We start from the raw sequence: 20,388 nt of genomic DNA on the forward strand, positions 1-20,388 counted from the left end.
GGTCACCAGCATGTCCGGGTCGTACCCGGCCCGCCCGGCACCCCCGGTGCGGCGAGAGCCGTGAAAAGCGCTGGTGTCGAGATGGGTGTCGACGATCTCGATCACCGTCCACACCGGATGCGTGGGCGGCACCCACTCCCGCATGTCCGGTGGCAACAAAAACTGCTGATCACGATTCACCGGTCGATACCCCTTGGCCACCAACACATTATCCAAGAAACATCAGGTCGGGGCGCCGCGGCACGCGGAGACCCCGACCCGGAAATTTGAAACAGCCCCCCGGCGGTTAATAAGTACTCACGGGCGCGTCAGCGCTCGTAGCCCTTCCGCATGTCGTCGACGATGCGCGGGCGGTCGAGGGTGGAGGGCTCGAGTTCGCGGCGGGGACGGTCGCGCGGGAAGATCGCGGACGCGGCGAGGGTCGGCTCGTCGAGGAAGCGCAGTTCGGGGACGTCGCGGGGTAGGCGCAGGGCCGGCGGTTCGGGTCCCCGCCGGGCGAGGACGTAACCCCAGTCCCCGAAACTCGGCACCAGCACGTGGTACGGCGTGACGGCCAGACCCGCGGACGCGACCGTCGACGTGGTGCGCCAGTACGCGTCCGGCGTCGAATAGGGGCTTCCCGACTGCACCACCATCAGTCCGCCGGGATTCAGGGCGGCGGCGGCGAGACCGTAGAACTCGGTGGAATACAGGCGTCCGAGCGCCGGGGTGTCCGGGTCAGGGAGGTCCACGATGACGGCGTCGAAACCCGAATCGGGTGCGTCGCGTAGCCACCGGAACGCGTCGTCGAGGACGACGTGCACGCGCGGGTCCTGCAGTGCTCCCTGATTCAGCCCGGACAGCCGGGTGTTCGCGAGTTCGACGACCGCAGGGTCGAGTTCCACCTGCACGATCTCCTCGACCCCGGGCAGTCGCAGAACCTCCCGGGCGGCGAGGCCGTCGCCCCCGCCGAGGATCAGCACCCGTTTCGGGTCGGCGGCCATCGCGGGGTACACCAGCGATTCGGTGTACCGATGTTCGTCGATGCTGGAGAACTGGAGGTCGCCGTCGAGGAAGAGGCGCACGTCTCCCCCGCGCTCGGTGACCACGATCTCCTGGTACTGCGACCTTTCCGCGGCGACCACCGGGTCGGTGTAGAGCCGTTGCCGCGACGTGGTCTCGATGCCGTCGGCGCGCACCAGCAGCACCGCGATGCATGCGGCGGCGACGAGCATTGCCACGACGGCGAGCAACCGGGTGCGCAGGCTCAGCTGCCACCGCAGCAGGATCAGCGCCACCACCGCGGCGGCAACGAGGTTGATGATGCCGGTGATGGCGGCGCCGCGGATCATCCCGGCTGTCGGCAGCAGGACGAACGGCCAGAGCAGGCCACCGACCAGGGCGCCTGCGTAGTCGGCGGCGTTGAGGTTTGCCAGCACTTTTCCGGTACTCTCGGCGTCGGTGTCGCTTCGCCCGGACTGCAGCAGCGTCATCAGCAGCGGCACCTCGGCGCCCACCAGCACACCGATCAGTGCGGTGGCGAGCACCAGAACGATTGCGCTGGAACCGAAGAACGTAAAGGTGACGTACAGCGTCACCGCGCTGAACCCGCCGACGAGTCCGAGGACGATCTCGACGACCACGAACGACGCGGCCGCGGTGGAGAGCAGCGGCTTGGCGGCGAGGGCCCCCACTCCGAGTGCGGCCACGAAACCCGCAACGATCAGCGACGTCTGGGTGATCCCGCCGCCGGTCAGACTGACCGACAGTGTCAGCAGTGCCAGTTCGTAGATCAGCCCGCACGCCGCACAGGCTGCCACCGCGGCGAGCAGGAACGCCCTGGCCCGCCCACCGAGCGCGCGGGTGGTGGAGGTATTCGGCTCTGCCGCGGTGGTCGTCACGAGATCAGGTGAGTGCGGCGGCGTTCACGAGGCCGATGGCGAAGAGGCTCGCACCGACCGCCCATGCGGCACCGCACATCTGCGGGTTCCCGACCAGACCGACGAGTTGTCCCGGCAGCAGCAGATTCATCAGGCGCAGCGCGATGACCTGCAGCAGCACACCGAAGAGGCCGTAGACCGCGGAGTCGGCGAGTCCCTGCGCGAATCCGTCGGAGCTGGTGAGGATCGCCGTGACCACGACGACGGCGAGGGCGAGATGGTTCGACGCCAGCAGGATTGCCGCGTTGGGGTTCTTGTCGACGTACACCTGGTGCCGGAGATTGCCGGGGGTGGCGAGGTCGAGTACCGCGAAGCCGACTCCGAGGACGGCGATGCCGATGACGAAGTACGCCAGGGTGCCGAGCATGCCGACGGCGAGCAGCCCGACGTCGACGCTGCCGATTTCCGTTGCTGCCGCCGTGTAGGTGGTGTTCACGCGCTTCTCCCCAGTCGAGTGTTCTCTGTCATTTCGCGCTCCCGGATCCGCCGCTGCCGCTGGCGCCGCCTGCCGGTGAACCGGGGTTGAAACCGGGCCCCAGATAGGCGAACCCGCCACTCCTGTACCGGCCGTCGATGTCTTCGACGCGGACGAGGCTGCCGCCACCCGGCCCGGCGCTGACCGTGACGATGTCGTCGTCGTAGCGCAGGTATTCGCTGCCGCCGTCGGCCTTCCGCGCCGCCGGGTCCTCTTCGGCGACGATGTTCGAGACGGTCGTCCCCACGGGGTCGTTCGACGTGTACGTCTTCGCGTCGCCCGCGGTGTTCTGCAGGGCGTAGGTGTCGGCGATGTAGTCGCGGACGCCGCCGCCGCACGCGGTCGCGGCCAACACCAGGAGCAGCATCGGGACGAGCCGCACGCGCGCACTGAACCGGCTCACGGCTGCCACCTGCTTCGAGTTTTCACGATCACCCCGCCTTTGTCTCCTGGGTACAGATGCCAGGTCTGCCAGACCCATCCGCCCGAATCTTTGGCCGCCGTGAGCGCGGTCAGCGCGGTGTGGTCACCGGGGAACGCCCCGCAGATCCACCCGTCCACCTCGGTGGCCTGGCGCCGCAGCCAGTCGGCGGTCTGCTCGAGGTGGGTGCGGTCGACGGTGTCGGTGGTCGAGTCGAACCGGTACCCGCTCGCGCTGTCGGATACGGGCAACGGCCTGCCACCTGCCTGGACCGCGTCGCACGAGACCTGTTCGGTGATTCGGCTGCCCGCCGCGGACGCCGTCACCGCGTGCGACGCCCCGAGAACTGCGAGCGTCACTCGGTCGTCACCGTGCGTGATGGTGAGTTCGGCCAGCGGAAGCGGTGTTTCGGCATTAACGACGAGACCGAGTGCCTCTGCCGTCACATCACGCGACTCGATGTCGAGGACGTGCAGTGTCACTGCGGCGGACCGGAGTGGATCACGGTGAGTTCRCCCCGCGTGACGGCGCGGCCCGTGGAGACCTCCCACGACTGCGTCCGCGCCCAGCGCTCGAAGGACAGCAGGCCGGTCTTGTCGGCCGTCTCGTAGTCGGCGTAGTCGACGATGCCCTGGGGTGCGGTTCCGGTGGTGCCTTCCGCGGTGAACGAGGCGGTGCCGCGCTCGATCTGCCGGTGCACCCTGTCGTCGAGGATCACGTCACCGTTCGGTTCGAGCCCCGTGCCCTCGCGGCGCATCCACAGCGTCATGTCGAGGTTGCCCTCGTCGTTCTCGACGGTCAGCCATCGCTGACCGGTGGACCCGTCGAGGAGGTGTTCGTGCCAGATGTATCCCTCTTCGTCGAGGGTGATGGTGCCGCGCACGACGTGATCGATTCCGGCGTACGTGATGATGTCGCCGACTCCGATCTTGTACGGGTCGTAGACCTCCGGGTAGTCGGCGAGCGGATCGACCCTGGCAGCAGGAGTGGTCTTCTTCCCGGTCCGATTCCGCAGGATCAGCACGATGCCCACGATCACGACGACGATCAGCAGCAGTAACAGCAGCGTGGTCAACAGTCTCTCCTGGTCAGCGGCTCCGGCACGGGAGGCCCGTGCCCGGCCCCCACCGCTCAGTCACCTTACTGTGCGCCGCGCACCCACACACCTGGCGATTGCAGAGCCTGGTAGCAAAGGCTAGCCTAACCGAACGCGCGAGCGGTGGAGCGGAGCGCTGTCGTTCACCGAAATTCGTGCGGCATACGCCCAGACGTCGACAAGACCGACAGTGAGGAACCATATGGCCATCCCGCCCATTTCGACCTACACGATCCCGGCGATCCACGAGGTCCCCGAATCGAAGGTGTCCTGGCGCCTCGACCCCCGGCGTTCCGCACTGCTGGTCCACGACATGCAGAACTACTTCATCGACGCGTACGACGTGCGTGCGGAGCCGATGTCGACTGCGATGGCGAACATGGTCCGGATTCGCGAACTGTGCTCGGAAGCCGGGATTCCCGTGATCTACACGATGCAGCCGGGCGACCAGCACCCGTCGCGCCGCGGCATCCTCGCCGACTTCTGGGGCCCCGGATTGACGTCGGGCCGGGACACCGAGGTGGTCGAGCCGCTCGCCCCCCGCGAGGGCGACATCCAGGTGACCAAATGGCGGTACTCGGCCTTCCAGCGCACCGACCTCCGGCAGTTGCTCGGCCACCACGGCCGCGACCAGCTGATCGTGACGGGCGTCTACGCGCATATGGGCTGCATGCTGAGTGCCGCCGAGGCGTTCATGTCGGACGTGCAGCCGTTCCTGGTCTCCGACGCGACCGCGGATTTCAGCCGTGACGAGCACCTCATGGCGCTCACCTATGCGGCGAAGCGCTGCGGTTCGGTGACCACCACGGATGCGCTGGTCTCCGCGTTCTCCCCGCTCGAAGTCGGCTGAGTACCCGAAGCCCACACTCCGGCGCAGCGCTTCGTTCCGAAGCTGCGCCGGGTGTGCTCGGCAGTCGGATGACCACAATCAATGTGGTTAGGCTAACCTGACACGCTGAGTAGCTGAAAGCCCGGAATCCCCACGCCCGAAAGCCGAAAGCATCAGGAGTGCCTGTTAGATGTCCCTTTCGATATCGTCGCCGTCCACCCCGCAGACCGGGGAGGACACGGCCGACGTCTGCTTGACCGCCGCCCAGCGCGAGCTGTGGGCCGGGCACCATCTCGACCCGACCCGATCGGCATTCACCACGGCCGAGTACGTGGAGGTCGCCGCCCCCGTCGACATCGACGCTCTCGCCGCGGCGGTACGCACGGTGATCGAGGAGGCCGAGGTGCTCTCAGTCCGCTTCGGGGCCGAACCCGGTGCCGATTCGGCCGACGTCGTCCAGGTGCACGACCGTCGCAACGCCCCCGAACTCGAACGTCTCCAACGCGACCGGGCCGCTGCCCTCGAGTGGATGCGCGAGGACGTGCGCCGACCGCTCGACCTCAACTCCGCTCCCCTCGTGCGGACGGCACTGATCACGACCGACTCCGGTGTGCTCTGGTACCTCCGCGCCCCGCACGCATTGCTCGACGCCTACGGATATTCGCTGCTCACCCGCCGCGTCGCGGCGCTGTACGCGGCCCGGCTCGCGGGCACCGAACCCCGGCCGGCCAAATTCCCGCCGCTGCGGGCGCACGTCCAGGCGGCACAGGAATTCGATGCCGCGGCCCCGGACAACGCGCCGCAGTCGGCCTCGCGTCCGGTCGGATTCAGCGACACCGTGCGCAGGCCCGTCCCCGATCCCCATCGGTACACGATCCCGATCGACCCCGACGTCGCGGGAAGCCTGCGCGAGGCGGCCACCGCGCAGGCGACCACGTGGGCGGAAGCGGTCTATGCGGCCGCGGCCGCCTACCTCGGCGCCCACACGGGAGCGGAGGAGGTGACGCTCCGGGTGCCGGTGCTCGCCCGCAACGGGATCGAGCTGACGTCGCCAGTGACGGCCACGAACATTGTGCCGCTCCGCATTCCGCTCGACGCACGACCGACGTTCGCCGACGTGATCGGCAGAGTGGCCGCCGCACTGTCCGAGACGCGTCCGTTCCAGCGCGTCCGGGACGCAGGCAGCCGCGCCACCGGCGGAGCGGTGGTGAACGTCAAACCGTTCGCCGCCAGAATCGCTTTCGGTCCCACCGTCGGCACGGTGCATCAGCTCGCCGCCGGTCCGGTGGAGGACGTGGTCATCTCCGTCTCGGGCGCCGGGGACGAGCTCACCCTCGAATGGGCCGGAAATCCCGAGGTCTACACGGACGACGAGATCCGGGACCACGCACACCGATTCGCGCACTACCTCCGAACCATCTCCGTGGCAGCAGAACCCGTCTCCGTGGTCGACGTCTGCGCTCCGGACGAACTGGACCTGTGGCGGTCGGCGGCCGGCCTCGACCGGACCACCGGCACGGCAGCGGCGCTTCCGGACAGCATCGTCTCCGCCTTCCTCGCCCAGGCGCGCACCCACCCGGACCGCGTCGCGGTGAACGATCTGTCGTACCGGGAACTCTCGAGTCGCAGCGCCGCCCTGGCCCGGCAACTGAGGACGGCCGGCGCCGGCCGCGGCACGGTCGTGGCCGTCAGCCTCCCCCGCGGCACCGATCTGATCGTCGCCGTCCTCGCGATTCTCCGCAGCGGCGCGACCTACCTGCCGATCGATCCGTCCTCCCCGGCCGAACGCGCGCGGTTCATCCTGCGGGACGCGCAGCCGTCGCTGGGAATCGGATCCGCCGACCTGCTCGGCGACCTCCCGCGAGTCGAGGAGGACTCGGCACAGTCCGAGTCCGGCGAACTCGAGAACGCCGTGCAGGCGGACGACATCGCGTACATCATCTACACGTCCGGATCCACCGGCGTCCCCAAGGGCGTTCCGATTCCGCACCGTAACGTGATGCGGCTGTTCGACGTGTCCCGCGAATGGTTCACGTTCACCGAGGACGACTGCTGGCCCCTGCTGCACTCGTACGCGTTCGACTTCTCCGTCTGGGAGATCTGGGGTGCACTGCTGCACGGCGGCCGCCTCGTCACAGTCGACGAGGCCACCCTCACGTCACCGGCCGACCTCGCCGCGCTCCTCGTCGACGAGGGTGTCACGGTGCTGAACCAGACGCCGTCCGCGTTCGGGCATCTCGTCGACGCCCTCGTCCGCGCGGACTCGTTCGACCGGCTGCGACTGCGGTACGTCGTGTTCGGCGGTGAGGCTCTCGACCCCGCCGTCCTGCGCGCCTGGTTCGCCGCGACCGGTCCGGATGCGGGAACCGAACTGGTCAACATGTACGGGATCACCGAGACCACCGTGCACGTCACCGCCACGAAGGTCACCGCCGCCGACGTGGTGGACATCGGGGTTCCGCTCGGCGACCTCCGCACGTACGTCCTCGGGCCGGGGCTGCGTCCGGTGCCGCCCGGCGTGACCGGCGAGATCTACGTGTCCGGTCCCGGACTGTCCCCGGGCTACGTCGGACGTCCCGGCCTGACGTCGGGACGGTTCGTCGCCGACCCGTTCGCGCCCGGCGGGACGCGGATGTACCGCACCGGCGACCTCGCACGGTACGACGCGACCGGCGCGCTCCACTACCACGGCCGGATCGACGACCAGATCCAATTGCGCGGTTATCGTGTCGAACTCGGCGAGATCGGCGCCGCGATGACCGCAGTGCCCGACGTGCAGGCGGCGGTGGCCACGGTGCACGAGCAGGCCGGCGGCGACCAGCGCATCGTCGGATACGTCGTTCCCCGGCCGGGCGGCGAGCACGACGCCGTCGAGGAGCAGGTGCGGGCGCACCTGGTCCGCTCCCTCCCCGGGTACATGACGCCGTCCGCACTGGTGATGCTCGACCGCTTGCCGTTGACCCACAACGGCAAGGTCGACAAGGACGCGCTGCCCGCCCCCCGTTGGCTCGGACAGGCCGGCGACACACCGCGGACCGACACCGAAGCCCGGATCCTCCCCCTGTTCACCTCGGTGCTCGGCGCCGAGCAGGTCGGTGTCCACGACGACTTCTTCGCACTCGGCGGGAACTCCCTCCTCGCCGCCGCTCTCGTGTCCGCAATCACCGCGGAACTGGGTGTGCCACTGCGGGTTGCCACGGTCTTCGAGAATCCCACCGTGGCCGCTGTGGCCGCGCAACTGGAGGACGCCGGCGAGCAGGTACCGGCGAGCAGGCCGTCCCCGCGGGACCTCCCCGAGGGCACGCCGGTGCCGTTGTCACCCGCGCAGGAACGCCTGTGGTTCCTCGACAGCGCCGCAGGCGGTGGAACGTACCTGCTGGCACTGGCCGTCGATTTCGGGGAAGGCCTCGAACCCGACGCCCTGTCCGCGGCGCTCGCGGACGTCGTGACCCGGCATCAGTCGTTGCGGACGGTGTTCCCCCTCGTCGACTCGGTGCCCCACCAGGTCGTGCTTCCCGCCGGAGATGCGAAGGTTCGGCTCGAACGAGTCGACAACGTCGGCAACATCGAGGGACATATCGCGGCGATGACGACGGTGGGTCTCGGGCTCACCGACCAGCCGCCGCTGCGCGCGGTGCTGTACGAACCGCAGCACACACTGGTCCTGTTGATGCACCACATCATCGGCGACGAGTGGTCGCAGTCGAAACTGCTGGGCGATCTCGCCTTCGCGTACAACGCCCGCCGCGCCGGACGGGCACCGGAGTTCACGCCGCTGCCGTTGCAGTACCCGGACGTCGCCGTGTGGCAACGCGAACGCATAGGCGCCGGCGACGACGCGACCCCGCTGCTGACCGGCCAACTCGACTACTGGCGTGAGCAACTCGCCGGTCTGCCGCTCGAACTGGGCTGGCGCACCGACCGCCCCCGACCCGCCCTGCCCACCAACCGCGGCGCGAGCGTCCACCGCACGTTGTCGCCGTCGCTGCACGCGGCCGTCGAGTCGCTCGCCGCCGAGCGCCGCGCGAGCTTCTTCATGATCGTCCACGCCGCCGTGGCCGTGCTGCTCGAAAGGCTGGGCGCCGGCGAGGACATCGCCCTCGGCGTGCCCGTCGCCGGTCGCAGTCACCCCGACCTCGACGACATGGTGGGCTGCTTCATCAACACGGTGGTCCTGCGGACCGACGTGTCGGGCGACCCGACGTTCGACGAACTGCTGGACCGGGTCAGGGCCGTCGACCTCGACGCCGTCGACCACGCCGACGTGCCGTTCAACCGGATCGTGGAACTCGTCAATCCCCCACGGTCGTCGGCCCGCCATCCCCTGTTCCAGGTCATGCTGTCGCACTGGAAGCAGGACGGTGCGGCGGAGCGATTCGCCGGGACCACCGCCTCGGTGCGGATGCTCGACGCGACGTCCGCGAAATTCGATCTGGCGCTGCGCTTCCAGGAACGTCCGGACAGCGGCGGGGTCGACGTGACGTTCGAGTACTCCACCGAACTCTTCGATGCCGCGACCGTCGAATCCTTCGCGGACCGCCTCGCCGTGGTGATCGAGCGGCTCGTCGACAACCACGAGCAGCGGATCGCCCAGCTCGACATCCTGACCCCGCGGGAGCGGGGCCGGGTGCTCGGCGAATGGTCCCACACGGAGCACTCCATCCCGGCCCGCACGTTCGACGAGTACTTCTCGGCGCAGGTGGCGCAGACACCCGACGCCGAGGCCCTCGCCGTCGGTGCGAGCGTGCGGCCCGCGGTCTCCCTCACCTACCGGCAGCTCGACGAACGGGCGAACCGGATTGCCCATCTGCTGATCTCGCGTGGCGCCGGCCCCGGTGACGTGGTCGCGCTCGCACTCGACCGCTCCGCCGAGCTGATCATCAGTGTTCTCGCCGTGCTGAAGAGCGGTGCCGCGTACCTTCCCGTCGACCCCACGTACCCGGCCGACCGGATCGCGCACATGCTCGCCGACGGCGCACCGGTCGCGATCCTCACGTCCTCCGTCGGCGTGCCCGACCGCACCCCGCTGGGCACCGACGTGCCCATTCTCGACCTGGACGATCCGGACCTGCAGGCCCTGATCGACACCCAGCCGGTCACCGCCCCCACGGACGCCGAGCGGAGCAGGCCACTGCAACTCAACGACGCCGCGTATCTCGTCTACACGTCCGGATCGACGGGGGTGCCGAAGGGCGTCGTCGTCCCCCACCTGGGCATCGCGGATCTGCTGTCGCTGCAGTCGGACGTGATCGGCATGGACCACACCACTCGGGCGCTCCACTTCTCGTCCATCAGCTTCGACCTCGCGTTCTGGCAGATCATGTGGGGTGTGCTCTCGGGCGGAACGCTGGTGGTCGCGACGGACGCCGACCGCATCCCCGGTGAGCCGCTCGCCCGCGTCATCAACGAACACGACGTGAACTTCGTCGGCGTACCACCGTCTTTCGCCGCCGCGTTCCCGCCGGAGCATCCCATCCCGGACGGCGTCGACCTGATGCTCGGCGCCGAGAAGCTCACACCCCAGCTGATCGAGCGGTACGCACCCGGACGCCGGTTGTTCAACGCGTACGGACCCACCGAGTGCACGGTCAACGCCACCCTGGCCCTCGTCGAACCGGGACACGAAGGTCCGGTCCCCATCGGCGTCGTCGATCCCGGCAAGCACGCGTACGTCCTGGACCACGCGCTGCGGCCGGTGCCTCCGGGCGTGTCCGGCGAGCTGTATCTCGCGGGCGACAGCGTCACCCGGGGATACCGCAATCAGAGCCCCAAGACGGCGGAACGTTTCATCGCCGACCCGTTCGCGGAGCCGGGCAGGCGCATGTATCGGACGTCGGATGTGGTGTGGTGGGGCAGGGACGGTCAGATCTACTTCACCGGCCGCGCCGACTCGCAGGTCAAGGTGCGCGGATTCCGCATCGAACTCAACGAGATCGAGGCCGTGCTGTCCGGTGACCCGGACGTCGAGCACATCGTCGTCGTGGTCCGCGAGGACCGCCCGGGCGATCAGCGGCTCGTCGCGTACGCCACGTCGGTGCCGGGCCGCCGGATCGACCCCGACCAGTTGCACCGCCGCGCCGCCAGCAGGCTGCCGGACTACATGATCCCGGCCGCGTTCATCGCCGTCGACGAGTTCCCCACCCTCCCCAACGGCAAGCTCGACCAGTCGTCGCTTCCCGTTCCGCACCTGTCACTGCAGGTGTCCGAGCGGGGTCCGCGCACGGCGCGCGAAGAGGTGCTGTGCCAGTTGTTCGCCGAGGCTCTCGGTATCGAGCGGGTCGGCATCGACGACAGCTTCTTCGACCTCGGCGGCCACTCGCTGATGGCGGCCGGATTGATGAGTGCGATCTCGAAGCGGCTGTCCGTGACCGCGACGGTGGCCTCGCTGTTCGCGGCGCCGACCGTGGCCCAGCTGGCGGGCCGTCTCGACGACGATCACGACGCCGACGCGCTGGCCGTCCTCCTGCCGTTCCGCACCGAGGGGTCCAAGCCACCGGTGTTCTGCTTCCACCCCGCCGGCGGAATCAGCTGGGGTTACTCGGGCCTGTTGCGGCACATCGACGACGACTACCCGCTGTACGGCGTGCAGGCCTCCAACCTGTCGACGTCCAAGCGGCCGCCGGAAACGCTCGAGGACATGGCCGCCGAATACATCGAGCACATGCGGACCGTGCAGCCGAAGGGCCCCTACCACCTCCTCGGATGGTCGCTGGGCGGCGTCGTCGCGCACGCCATCGCCGGTGCACTGCAGAACCAGGGTGAGGAACTCGGCATGCTCGTCATGCTCGACTCCTTCCCGTCGGACGCGTGGGCCTCGATGCCGACGGAGCAGGACGCGCTCGCCGCGCTGCTCTACATGGTCGGCTACGACCCGGAACCGCTCCTGGAGGACGGACTCGACCGGCAGCAGGTGATCGACATCCTGCGCGGCGAGGGCAGTGCGCTCGCCGGGATCAACGAGCACACACCGGCCGCGATGATCGACAACTTCGCGAACGCCGTGCGCCTCGAATCCGAACCCTCACAGATCGTCGTGGACTCCGACATGCTCTTCTTCACTGCGGCCAGGAATCCTGCGACCGCGGCGACGTACGACTTGTGGCGGCCCTACCTGACCGGCACCATCGTCAACCACGACCTCGACTGCGAGCACAAGGACATGACCCAGCCCCGCTGGATCGGCGAAGTCGGCTCCGTCGTGAACGAGGCCCTCGCCTCGTTCGGCTCGCACATGAACCCCACCAACACAGAACAGGGAGATCGATGAAAACGTCCGGAAGATACTGGCGTAGAGCCGGAATCGTGATGATGGCGGCAACCGCGCTGTTCGCGGGTGCCTGCAGCRAGTCGACTTCCGACTCGACCGACGCGGCGGGATCCGCCACCGGACAGGCCGACGCGTCGGCCTTCCCCGTGTCGATTCCGTCGGCGCTCGGTACCGCCGAGATCACGGAGGCACCGGAACGCGTCGTCACGATCGGCTGGGGCAGCGAGGACGCGGCACTGTCGCTCGGCGTCGTGCCCGTCGCCGTGCAGAACATGAAGTCGGACACGGGAACCGACGACGGCCTGCTGCCGTGGTCGCGGGCGAAGCTCGAAGAGCTCGACCCGAACGCGGAACCCACGTTGCTGACGGCGTCGAGCAAGGAGATGCCGTACGAGCAGATCGCAGCACTCGCCCCCGACGTGATCCTGGCCGTGCACTCGGGCGTGAACCAGGAGCAGTACGACAAGCTGTCGGCCATCGCCCCCACCGTGGCGTACCCGGAGCGTCGCTGGGCCACCAGCTGGGAAGACCAGATCACCACCGTCGGCAAGGCCCTCGGCCGGTCGGCACAGGCCGAGACACTGGTGACCCGGACTCAGGACACCCTCGCGCAGGCGAAGTCGCAGCACCCCGAGTTCGCCGGGAAGACGGTGGCATTCGGGAGCGGCACCGAGCCGGGATCGTACAACTTCTACTTCGACACCGATCCTCGCCTGAAGATGCTGGCCAGCCTCGGTTTCACGGTCGACCCGCTCGCCCAGCAGTTGCGCGAGAGCAGTGACCAGACCAAGTTCGCGGCTCCCGTCAGCCTGGAACTGCTGCCGACGTACAACCCGGACGTGCTGCTCGCGTGGTACCTGTCGCCCGAGCTGCAGAACGAGGTCCAGTCGAACCCGCTGTTCGCCGGGATGAAGGCCGTGCGCGACAACTCCTACGTGGGTCTGACCGATCCGCCGCTGGTGTTCGCGTCGAGCTCGCCGAACGTGCTCAGCATGCCGTGGCTGCTGGACAAGCTGCTCCCGCAGCTGTCGCAGGCCGCGAACAACGCTCAGGCCAGCTAGTTCCCACCTGAACGCGTCACTGTGCCGCTGCCGAGAGGTCGTCCTCCTCGGCAGCGGCACTGCTGTACGTGCGCAACCCCTTCAAGGTCAGTGCGAGAACCGCAAGCACCACGATGCCGCCCGCCCCGTAGAGGAGGAACGCCTCACGCGGACCCACCGCGGCGCCGACGGCGCCGGCGACGAGCGCTCCGGCAGCCGAGCCCGTGGAGATCTGGGCGCCCCACACACCGGCGACGCGTCCGCGGTATTCCTCGGGCGTCTCGGTCTGGATGACCGCGTACCGGAGGATGTCACCGAGGACGCGGCCGAATCCGTGTGCGGCGAGCCCGAGGAACGTGACCGCGATCATCGGGACGGCGCCGGCGCCGATCAGCCCGGCCGATGCGATCACGGCCGCGAGGAACACGATCAGGCCACCGCGACGAGCAGTTCCCGTCCAGCCACTCGTGAGTGATCCGGTAAGGGCGCCGACGGCGGGGGCGCTGTAGAGCAGTCCGGTGGCCGCCGGTCCGGCATGGAGAACCTGGCTCGCGTAGGCGGGCAGCAGCACGTTCCAGCCGGTCAGCATCATGGCGCAGAACCCGACCAGCAGCGTACCGCCGACCACGGAGTCCTTGGCGGCATAGGTGAAGCCGCTGGCGATCGACCGCAACGGACTCTCGGTGTTCTTGACCGGCGGCGGCAGCGAGGGCAGCCTGGCGATGCAGTACGCGGTGATTCCCGAGGACACCGCGGCCAGAACGTAGTTGGTGCCCACGGATGTCGCCGCGATGATCACACCGCCGATGGCAGGCGACGCGACCGTGCCGAGGTCGGCCATCACGGTCATCAGGGCACCGGCGGCGGCCATCTTGTCCTTGGGGAGCAGCGACGGGATCACCGCCATCAGCGCGGTCGCGGAGATGCCACCGGCAAGGCCCTCGATCACGCCACACAGGTAGATGATCCACAACTGGGGTGTGGGGAGGAACGCGTTGACCGCGAGGATCGCGAAGGCCAGGCCCGCTGCGGCACGGGCGAGGGAGATGACCGGCCTGCGGTCGTACCTGTCGGCGATCACGCCGCCGAACAGGGTGCCGATGAACACCGAGGAGCCCACGACGATGCTCGCCGCGCCCACTGCCAGTGTGGAATTCGTCATGTCGTACACCTGCAGCGGCACCGCCACCAGCAGCAGACCCAGACCGAAGATGGAGATCGTGCGGGCAATGAAGATGTATCGGAACTCGCGACTCGTCCGTAGAGGCGTCAAGTCGATTGCGTATCGCGATAATCCAGCCATTGTCATCCATTCACATTCGGTTGCAACAGCTCTCCGTTTCGCCGTTCGCGCGGAGAGCAACTATGCTTAGGCTTCACTAACCCAGCAACCTACCCCATGTCGTCGAACCGGCTCAACGGGCCGTGGTTCGACCGACGCACCGGAGGATGATAGTGAGTTCCGCTCCCAGCACAGTTCCGACCCGCGACCGAATCCGCGCCGACGTAGCCGACGTGCTCGACGTCCCGGTCGCCGAGATCGACGATTCCGCGAACCTCCTCGACGAGGGGATGGACTCCGTGCGCGTGATGGCGCTGGTCGAACGATGGCGGGCGGACGGTGTGCAGGTGGATCTCGTGGACCTCGTCGGCGAGCCGACACTCGACGCCTGGTTCGAGGTGACGGCAGCACGCTGAGCGGTCCCACCACCTACTCTTGATCCGGCTGGTCGATCCCAGGGTCGGCCCGGACACGGGAGGATGCGAGGGGACATGGCTCACGAAACCAGCGGTGCAGGCAGGATGAGCGTGCTCCGGACACCACGGTTCTGGATCGCTCCCCTGCTCCTCGTCTCCGTCGTCATGTCCCTGCTGGCCGCGCTGTACATGGGTGGGATGCTCAACCCCACCACACACCTCAACCACTTCCCCATCGCGCTCGTCAATCAGGACGAGGGCGACACCACGCCCAATTCCAACCCGCCGCAGCAGCAGAATTTCGGCGACCAGATCACCGCCGGGCTCGTCGAGGGTGTCGATCCGAACAAGGTCGAACTTCGGCAGATCGGGATCGCGCAGGCCCAGTCCGCACTGGACAACGGGGAAATCTACGGTGCGATCGTCATACCGAGCGACTTCACGAAGCGCACCTTCATCCTCGCCCAGGCCGGCGTGATTCCCGGAGACGTCGAACGTCCGGTGATCACGATCTACACGAACCCCCGCGCCGGCACGATCAGCGCGAACCTCGTCCAGAACATCGGGGAGATGGCGTTGGACAAGGCCAATCAGACGATGGGCGAGCAGCTCACCACCCAGGTGACGCAGCAACTCCAGGCGACAGCCCCCGACCTCCAGCTGTCGGGCGCCAGCCGGCTCGTCCTCGACGACCCCATCGACGTGCGGGTCGTGGCCCACAACCCGCTGCCCGACGGCACCGGTTTCGGCTTGGCGGCGTTCTACTACGCGCTCCTGATCGTCCTGGCCGGTTTCACCGGTGCGACCATCGCGAGCACCCTCATCGACGGCATGCTCGGGTTCACTCCGACCGAGGTGGGGCCGCTGTACCTCCACAACGAGGCGGTCCCGATCTCACGGTTCAACACCCTGCTCATCAAGTGGGCGGTGATGGTTGTGCTGGCGATGATCGTGTCGGGTCTGTACCTGTGGATCAGCTCCGCCCTCGGCCTGCCGATCACCGACCCGCTCGCCCTGTGGGAATACGGCGCCTTCGCGATCGCCGCGGTCGGGATCACGGCGATGTCCGTGATGGCCGCGTTCGGCAACCTGGGCCTGCTCATCAACCTGCTGGTGTTCGTCGTCCTGGCGCTGCCTTCGTCGGGCGGCACGATCCCGCTCGAGGCGGCGCCGCGCCTGTACACCTGGCTCGGTGAGTTCGAACCGATGCACCAGATCTACATCGGGGTGCGCGCCATCATGTTCTTCGGGGCGGCGGGCGACGCGGGGCTCATCCACGCCGTGTGGATGACCCTCGCCGGCCTCCTCATCGGCCTCGTCTTCGGTGCCGTCATCACCCGGTTCTACGACCGCAAGGGCTTGCATCGCCGCCACAAGGCGCAGACCGAACCCGAACCGGTGGACGCAGCCGGGGCGTGAGTCACGCGGGCGCGGACGACCAGGCCGCGCCGAACTGTTCGTACCAGGGATGCGGGGCGGGCACTGCCGCCAGGATCCGTTCGACGAACCGATCGGGGTCGCCGAGTTCGGCGAGTCCGACTCCGCGGCGCTCGTAGTCGGCGAACTTGTCGTGCAGTCCGGCGATCACCTTGTCGGTCACCGTCTGCTCGAACTCTTCGATGGTTGCCATCGGATGCCCCTCCTTCCGGCGAGAAGCGTCTGCGTTCAGTGTAGTGCCGACCTGCGGATTTGCCCTCGTCCGGCGGCGGATTATCGACTGTCGGTGACGCAGAGCAGACTGGGCCCGTGAGAATGGTCCTGGTTCCCGATGCCGACGGTGGCGCGACGACCGTTCGCACCGATCCCACGGGCGTTCCGGTCGAGTCCCCACGTCGACACTCCGACGCCGTGGCCGCGGTCCGCGACATCGAGGCGACCGAACACCCCCGCTGGGTCTGGACGAGTACCGCGGCCGTCTATCCGGCGCTGCTGAAGGCGGGGGTGCGGGTGCAGCGCTGCCAGGACCTCGCGCTCACCCACGCCATCCTCAGCATGCGCGACGGTGTTCCCGCGCCGCCGCCGGACGAACCCGTCGACGAACGCCCCGGACTGTTCGAGACCGCACCCACCACGGATCCGGCGCAAGTGGTGGCGGACTTCGCGGAACAGCGGAAGACGATCGGTGACGATGCACGGCTCGACCTGCTGGTGGCGGCCGAGTCCGCGGGCGCGCTGGCCGCCGCGGAGATGAGTGTCGACGGCCTGCCGTTCTCCACCCGTACCCATCGCGCCTTCCTCGAGGCGGCGCTCGGGCCGCGGCCTGCCGGGTACGACCTGCCTCAGCGCATCCAGGACGTGACCGTGGAGATCGGGTCGGCGTTCGGCCGTCGCATCAACCCGGCGTCCCACGTCGAGGTGGTCGACGCGTTTCGCCGTGAGGGCATCGAACTCGCGTCGACCCGCAAACACCTGCTCCGCGAGGTCGATCATCCCGCCGTGCCGCTGCTGCTGCGCCACCGCGATCTGTCCAAGCTGTTCAGCACGAACGGCTGGCAGTGGCTGGACAGTTGGGTCCACGACGACCGGTTCCGGCCCGTCTACGTTCCCGGCGGCGTGGTGTCCGGCCGCTGGGCGAGCCGGGGCGGCGGCGCACTGCAGATTCCGAAACCGCTGCGGTCGAGCGTGATCGCCGACCCGGGTCATACGTTCGTCATCGCCGACGCCGGCCAACTCGAACCCCGCATCCTGGCCGCCATGTCGGGTGACGCCCGCATGGTCGCCGCGGCGGGCGCCGACGACCTGTATGCACCGGTCGCGGCGGAGACGTTCGACGGCGACCGCGGCAAGGCCAAGGTCGCGATCCTCGGTGTTCTGTACGGCGCCACCGCGGGCGAGGCCCGTTCGCTGCTCACCCTGCTGCGCACCCGCTTTCCCGTCGCCGTCGAATATGTGGAAAGGGCGGCCCGTGCCGGTGAACGCGGCGAGGTCGTGCACTCGTGGCTCGGCCGGGCGTGCCCACCCCCGTCGCCCGATTTCTGGTCGCACGGCGACGCCCGGTCACGCGGCCGGTTCACCCGAAACTTCGTGGTACAGGCCACGGCAGCCGAGTGGGCACTGTGCGTGCTCGCGGACCTGCGGCGCCGGCTGGCCGACGACCCGGACAGCGAACTCGTCTTCTTCCAGCACGACGAGGTGATGGTGCATACCCGGGACCCCGACTCGGCGACGCGGCACGTTCTGGGCGCAGTCGAGGTAGCCACCCGGTTGCTGTTCGGCGAGACGCGGGTGCGGTTCCCGATGGATGTGGCGGTGCGGGACTGCTACGCCGAAACCTCCGACGAGGCCTGACCCGCGCGGATTTCCGGTGTCGCGGGTGCGCTCGACATGGTGTACTGGGACGCACTGCTGGCGGGGGCGGCGAAGGAGAACCCATGACGAAGTTGGATTCGACGGACTCGAGCACCAGCGGCGAGACGCCGCGCAGATTCCGCTGGCCTGCGTTCACCATCGTGGCCATCGCCATCATCGCGTTCTTCGCGGGTGGATTCGGGGGTTCCTTCCAGGGAAAGCTCACCGAGGTCCAGAAGAACGACAACGCCGCCTACCTGTCGAGTTCCGCCGAATCGACGATCGTCACCAACGAATCGTCCAAGTTCCTCACCGTCGAAACCATCCCCGGATTCGTGCTGTTCCACAGCGACTCCCCGCTCACCGAGCAGGACAAGGCCGCCGTCGCCCAGGCGCGTGACGCCATCGCGGCAGTCGACGGAGTCGACGCCGAAGGCATGGCCCAGACACAGTTCTCCCAGGACGGCACCACGGCATCGATCTTCGTTCCCCTCGTCGCGAAGGAGGACGGCACGGCGGTCGCCGGCGATGTGCTCGCCGCCACCGAGGAGAACGTCCTCACCGCCGCGAAGAACGCGGCCGCCGGGCTCGAGGTGCTTCCTGCCGGTCCCGGTGGCCTGCTGGTGGCGTTCATCGACGCGTTCGCCGGACTCGACGGTGCACTGCTGGGCGCCGCGCTGCTCGTGGTCGTCCTGATCCTGCTGGTGGTCTACCGCTCCCCGGTGCTGTGGTTCTTCCCGCTCTTCTCGGCGCTCCTCGCGCTCGGCCTGGCGTCGATGGTCATCTACTTCCTCGCCAAGGCGGAGGTGCTCACCCTCACCGGACAGAGTCAGGGCATCCTGTTCGTCCTCGTGATCGGTGCGGGCACCGACTATGCGCTCCTCCTGATCTCCCGATATCGGGAAGAACTGCACTTCTATCCCAGCCGGTTCGACGCCATGATCAAGGCGTGGAAGGAATCCGCCCCCGCCATCACGGCGTCGGCGGTCACCGTCATCCTCGGTCTGCTGTGCCTGATGTTCTCCGAACTGAACTCCAACAAGAGTCTCGGGCCGGTCGCCGCGATCGGCATCGCGTGCACGTACCTCGTGATGATGACGTTCCTGCCCGTCGCGCTGTCCGCGGCGGGGCGGTGGGTGTTCTGGCCGCGGAAACCGAGGGTGGACGAGGCCGCAGACCTCACCACGCACGGTCTGTGGGGCAGGATCGCCGCCCAGGTCGGGAGCAAGGACCGTCCCCTCTGGATCGGTACGACGGTGCTGCTGGCCGTGCTGTTCCTGGTCGGCATCGGCAGTCTGAAGACGGACGGACTGTCGTCGTCGGAGAACTTCACCAACCGGCCCGACGCCGTCGTCGGTCAGGAGTTGTACGACTCCAAGTTCGATCCGGGCGCCGGCGCGCCCGCCGTCATCGTCACCAATGCCGATCAGACGGAGGCGGTCATCGCGGCCGTGAGCGGTGTGGACGGGGTGTCGACGGATCCCGGCGCGGTGTGCCCGCAGGTCGATGTCGAGAAGCTGTCTGCACTCGTCAAGTCCAACCCGGCCGCGGTGGCCTCGGCCGCCGGGCAGGGGTGCGCACCCGACTTCCTCACGGCCGCACCGATCGACGGGCGCATGGTCGTCAACGTGACGCTCGCCGACTCGTACGATTCCCCGGAAGCCCTCGAGACGGTGAAGCGACTGCGCGACGCGGCGCACGCCGTACCCGGTGCCGATGCTCTCGTCGGCGGCAGCACGGCAACGACGCTCGACGTGCAGACGGCGTCGGTGCACGACCGGAACCTGATCATCCCGATCGTTCTCGTCGTCATCTTCGTTGTGCTGGCCCTCCTGCTCCGCGCCCTGCTCACGCCCATCATCCTCATCGCCACCGTGGTCCTGTCGTTCGCAGCCACCCTCGGGGTGTGCGGACTCTTCTTCACCCACGTCTTCCATTTCGCGAACGCAGATCCGGCGTTTCCCCTGTTCGCGTTCGTGTTCCTCGTGGCGCTCGGCATCGATTACAACATCTTCCTGATGACCCGGGTCCGCGAGGAAACCGAGGAACACGGCACCAAATCCGGTGTGCTGCGGGGGCTGGCGGTGACCGGTGGCGTCATCACGTCGGCCGGTGTCGTGCTCGCCGCGACGTTCGCGGTGCTGGGTGTGCTGCCCCTGGTGTTCCTCGCCGAGGTCGGCTTCGCCGTCGCGTTCGGCGTGCTGCTCGACACGATCATCGTGCGCAGCATCCTCGTCCCGGCGCTCTCCCACGACATCGGCAAGAAGATCTGGTGGCCGTCGGCGCTGGCAAAGGCCAAGGACTAATAGGCTTCCTCCGTCCACAGGTGGAACAGCGCGTAGGCCCGCCACGGTC

15 protein-coding genes are annotated in these 20,388 nt (G+C 68.3%); 7 read left to right on the forward strand and 8 right to left on the reverse strand.

The annotated features are described in order from the left end of the window. The 6 genes from AC1D1G_RS25960 to AC1D1G_RS25985 form a co-directional block, all read right to left on the reverse strand. Positions 1-207: transposase (locus AC1D1G_RS25960; protein WP_477954172.1), on the reverse strand; the 207-nt coding region annotated here is incomplete at its 3' end. Between the two features lie 101 nt (positions 208-308). Then, positions 309-1,880, reverse strand: a complete 1,572-nt coding sequence (locus tag AC1D1G_RS25965; RefSeq protein ID WP_477954229.1) for a polyamine aminopropyltransferase — start codon at positions 1,878-1,880, stop codon at positions 309-311. Positions 1,881-1,884: 4 nt separating this feature from the next. Next, positions 1,885-2,355 (reverse strand): DUF350 domain-containing protein, encoded by a 471-nt coding sequence (locus tag AC1D1G_RS25970; protein ID WP_005251488.1) that lies wholly within the window; start codon positions 2,353-2,355, stop codon positions 1,885-1,887. 28 nt (positions 2,356-2,383) lie between these two features. Continuing rightward, positions 2,384-2,806, reverse strand: a complete 423-nt coding sequence (locus AC1D1G_RS25975) for a DUF4247 domain-containing protein (RefSeq protein WP_105423344.1) — start codon at positions 2,804-2,806, stop codon at positions 2,384-2,386. Next, complete coding sequence (locus AC1D1G_RS25980) at positions 2,794-3,297, reverse strand: DUF2617 family protein (RefSeq protein ID WP_105423342.1); 504 nt, start codon at positions 3,295-3,297, stop codon at positions 2,794-2,796. The genes AC1D1G_RS25975 and AC1D1G_RS25980 overlap by 13 nt, the downstream gene beginning before the upstream one ends. Beyond that, positions 3,294-3,890, reverse strand: a complete 597-nt coding sequence (locus AC1D1G_RS25985) for a DUF4178 domain-containing protein (RefSeq protein ID WP_280780402.1) — start codon at positions 3,888-3,890, stop codon at positions 3,294-3,296. The genes AC1D1G_RS25980 and AC1D1G_RS25985 overlap by 4 nt, the downstream gene beginning before the upstream one ends. Positions 3,891-4,113: 223 nt before the next feature. On the opposite strand from AC1D1G_RS25985, the gene AC1D1G_RS25990 reads away from it, so the two are divergent. From AC1D1G_RS25990 to AC1D1G_RS26000, 3 genes are all read left to right on the forward strand, one after another. Then, on the forward strand, positions 4,114-4,761 hold the full coding sequence (locus AC1D1G_RS25990) for an isochorismatase family protein (protein WP_477954230.1): 648 nt from the start codon (positions 4,114-4,116) through the stop codon (positions 4,759-4,761). 169 nt (positions 4,762-4,930) lie between these two features. Beyond that, positions 4,931-12,007 (forward strand): amino acid adenylation domain-containing protein, encoded by a 7,077-nt coding sequence (locus AC1D1G_RS25995; protein WP_477954232.1) that lies wholly within the window; start codon positions 4,931-4,933, stop codon positions 12,005-12,007. Continuing rightward, entirely contained in the window at positions 12,004-13,068 is a 1,065-nt protein-coding gene (locus AC1D1G_RS26000; RefSeq protein WP_477954233.1) for an iron-siderophore ABC transporter substrate-binding protein, read from the forward strand. Before AC1D1G_RS25995 ends, AC1D1G_RS26000 begins: the two co-directional genes overlap by 4 nt. Positions 13,069-13,084: 16 nt before the next feature. Here AC1D1G_RS26000 and entS read toward each other — a convergent pair whose 3' ends face one another. Beyond that, a complete protein-coding gene (entS, locus tag AC1D1G_RS26005; RefSeq protein WP_283353246.1) occupies positions 13,085-14,350 on the reverse strand; it encodes an enterobactin transporter EntS in 1,266 nt (421 codons plus the stop codon). 146 nt (positions 14,351-14,496) lie between these two features. On the opposite strand from entS, the gene AC1D1G_RS26010 reads away from it, so the two are divergent. After that, positions 14,497-14,745, forward strand: coding sequence for a phosphopantetheine-binding protein (locus tag AC1D1G_RS26010; protein WP_037205604.1), 249 nt, complete (start codon positions 14,497-14,499; stop codon positions 14,743-14,745). Positions 14,746-14,820: 75 nt separating this feature from the next. Next, positions 14,821-16,164: a YhgE/Pip domain-containing protein gene (locus tag AC1D1G_RS26015; protein WP_280780407.1), complete on the forward strand. Its 1,344-nt coding sequence runs from the start codon at positions 14,821-14,823 to the stop codon at positions 16,162-16,164. 1 nt (position 16,165) lies between these two features. Here AC1D1G_RS26015 and AC1D1G_RS26020 read toward each other — a convergent pair whose 3' ends face one another. Then, a complete protein-coding gene (locus tag AC1D1G_RS26020) occupies positions 16,166-16,375 on the reverse strand; it encodes a hypothetical protein (RefSeq protein WP_054245510.1) in 210 nt (69 codons plus the stop codon). A gap of 122 nt (positions 16,376-16,497) precedes the next feature. Between AC1D1G_RS26020 and AC1D1G_RS26025 the strand changes: the two genes are divergently transcribed. Together AC1D1G_RS26025 and AC1D1G_RS26030 are read left to right on the forward strand one after the other, a co-directional pair. After that, positions 16,498-18,033 (forward strand): bifunctional 3'-5' exonuclease/DNA polymerase, encoded by a 1,536-nt coding sequence (locus tag AC1D1G_RS26025; protein ID WP_283333946.1) that lies wholly within the window; start codon positions 16,498-16,500, stop codon positions 18,031-18,033. Positions 18,034-18,116: 83 nt separating this feature from the next. Continuing rightward, entirely contained in the window at positions 18,117-20,339 is a 2,223-nt protein-coding gene (locus AC1D1G_RS26030) for an MMPL family transporter (protein WP_477954235.1), read from the forward strand. The last annotated feature ends 49 nt before the right edge of the window (positions 20,340-20,388 follow it).

This window comes from Rhodococcus sp. P3_B8 (assembly GCF_056402775.1).

What these genes read in the sequence shown, in the direction of transcription:
- AC1D1G_RS25990 (WP_477954230.1), top strand. Translation starts at nt 4,114, where the DNA reads ATGGCCATCCCGCCCATTTCGACCTACACGATCCCGGCGATCCACGAG.
- AC1D1G_RS25995 (WP_477954232.1), top strand. Translation starts at nt 4,931, where the DNA reads ATGTCCCTTTCGATATCGTCGCCGTCCACCCCGCAGACCGGGGAGGAC.
- entS (WP_283353246.1), bottom strand. Translation starts at nt 14,350, where the DNA reads ATGGCTGGATTATCGCGATACGCAATCGACTTGACGCCTCTACGGACG.
- AC1D1G_RS26010 (WP_037205604.1), top strand. Translation starts at nt 14,497, where the DNA reads ATGATAGTGAGTTCCGCTCCCAGCACAGTTCCGACCCGCGACCGAATC.
- AC1D1G_RS26015 (WP_280780407.1), top strand. Translation starts at nt 14,821, where the DNA reads ATGGCTCACGAAACCAGCGGTGCAGGCAGGATGAGCGTGCTCCGGACA.
- AC1D1G_RS26020 (WP_054245510.1), bottom strand. Translation starts at nt 16,375, where the DNA reads ATGGCAACCATCGAAGAGTTCGAGCAGACGGTGACCGACAAGGTGATC.
- AC1D1G_RS26025 (WP_283333946.1), top strand. Translation starts at nt 16,498, where the DNA reads ATGGTCCTGGTTCCCGATGCCGACGGTGGCGCGACGACCGTTCGCACC.
- AC1D1G_RS26030 (WP_477954235.1), top strand. Translation starts at nt 18,117, where the DNA reads ATGACGAAGTTGGATTCGACGGACTCGAGCACCAGCGGCGAGACGCCG.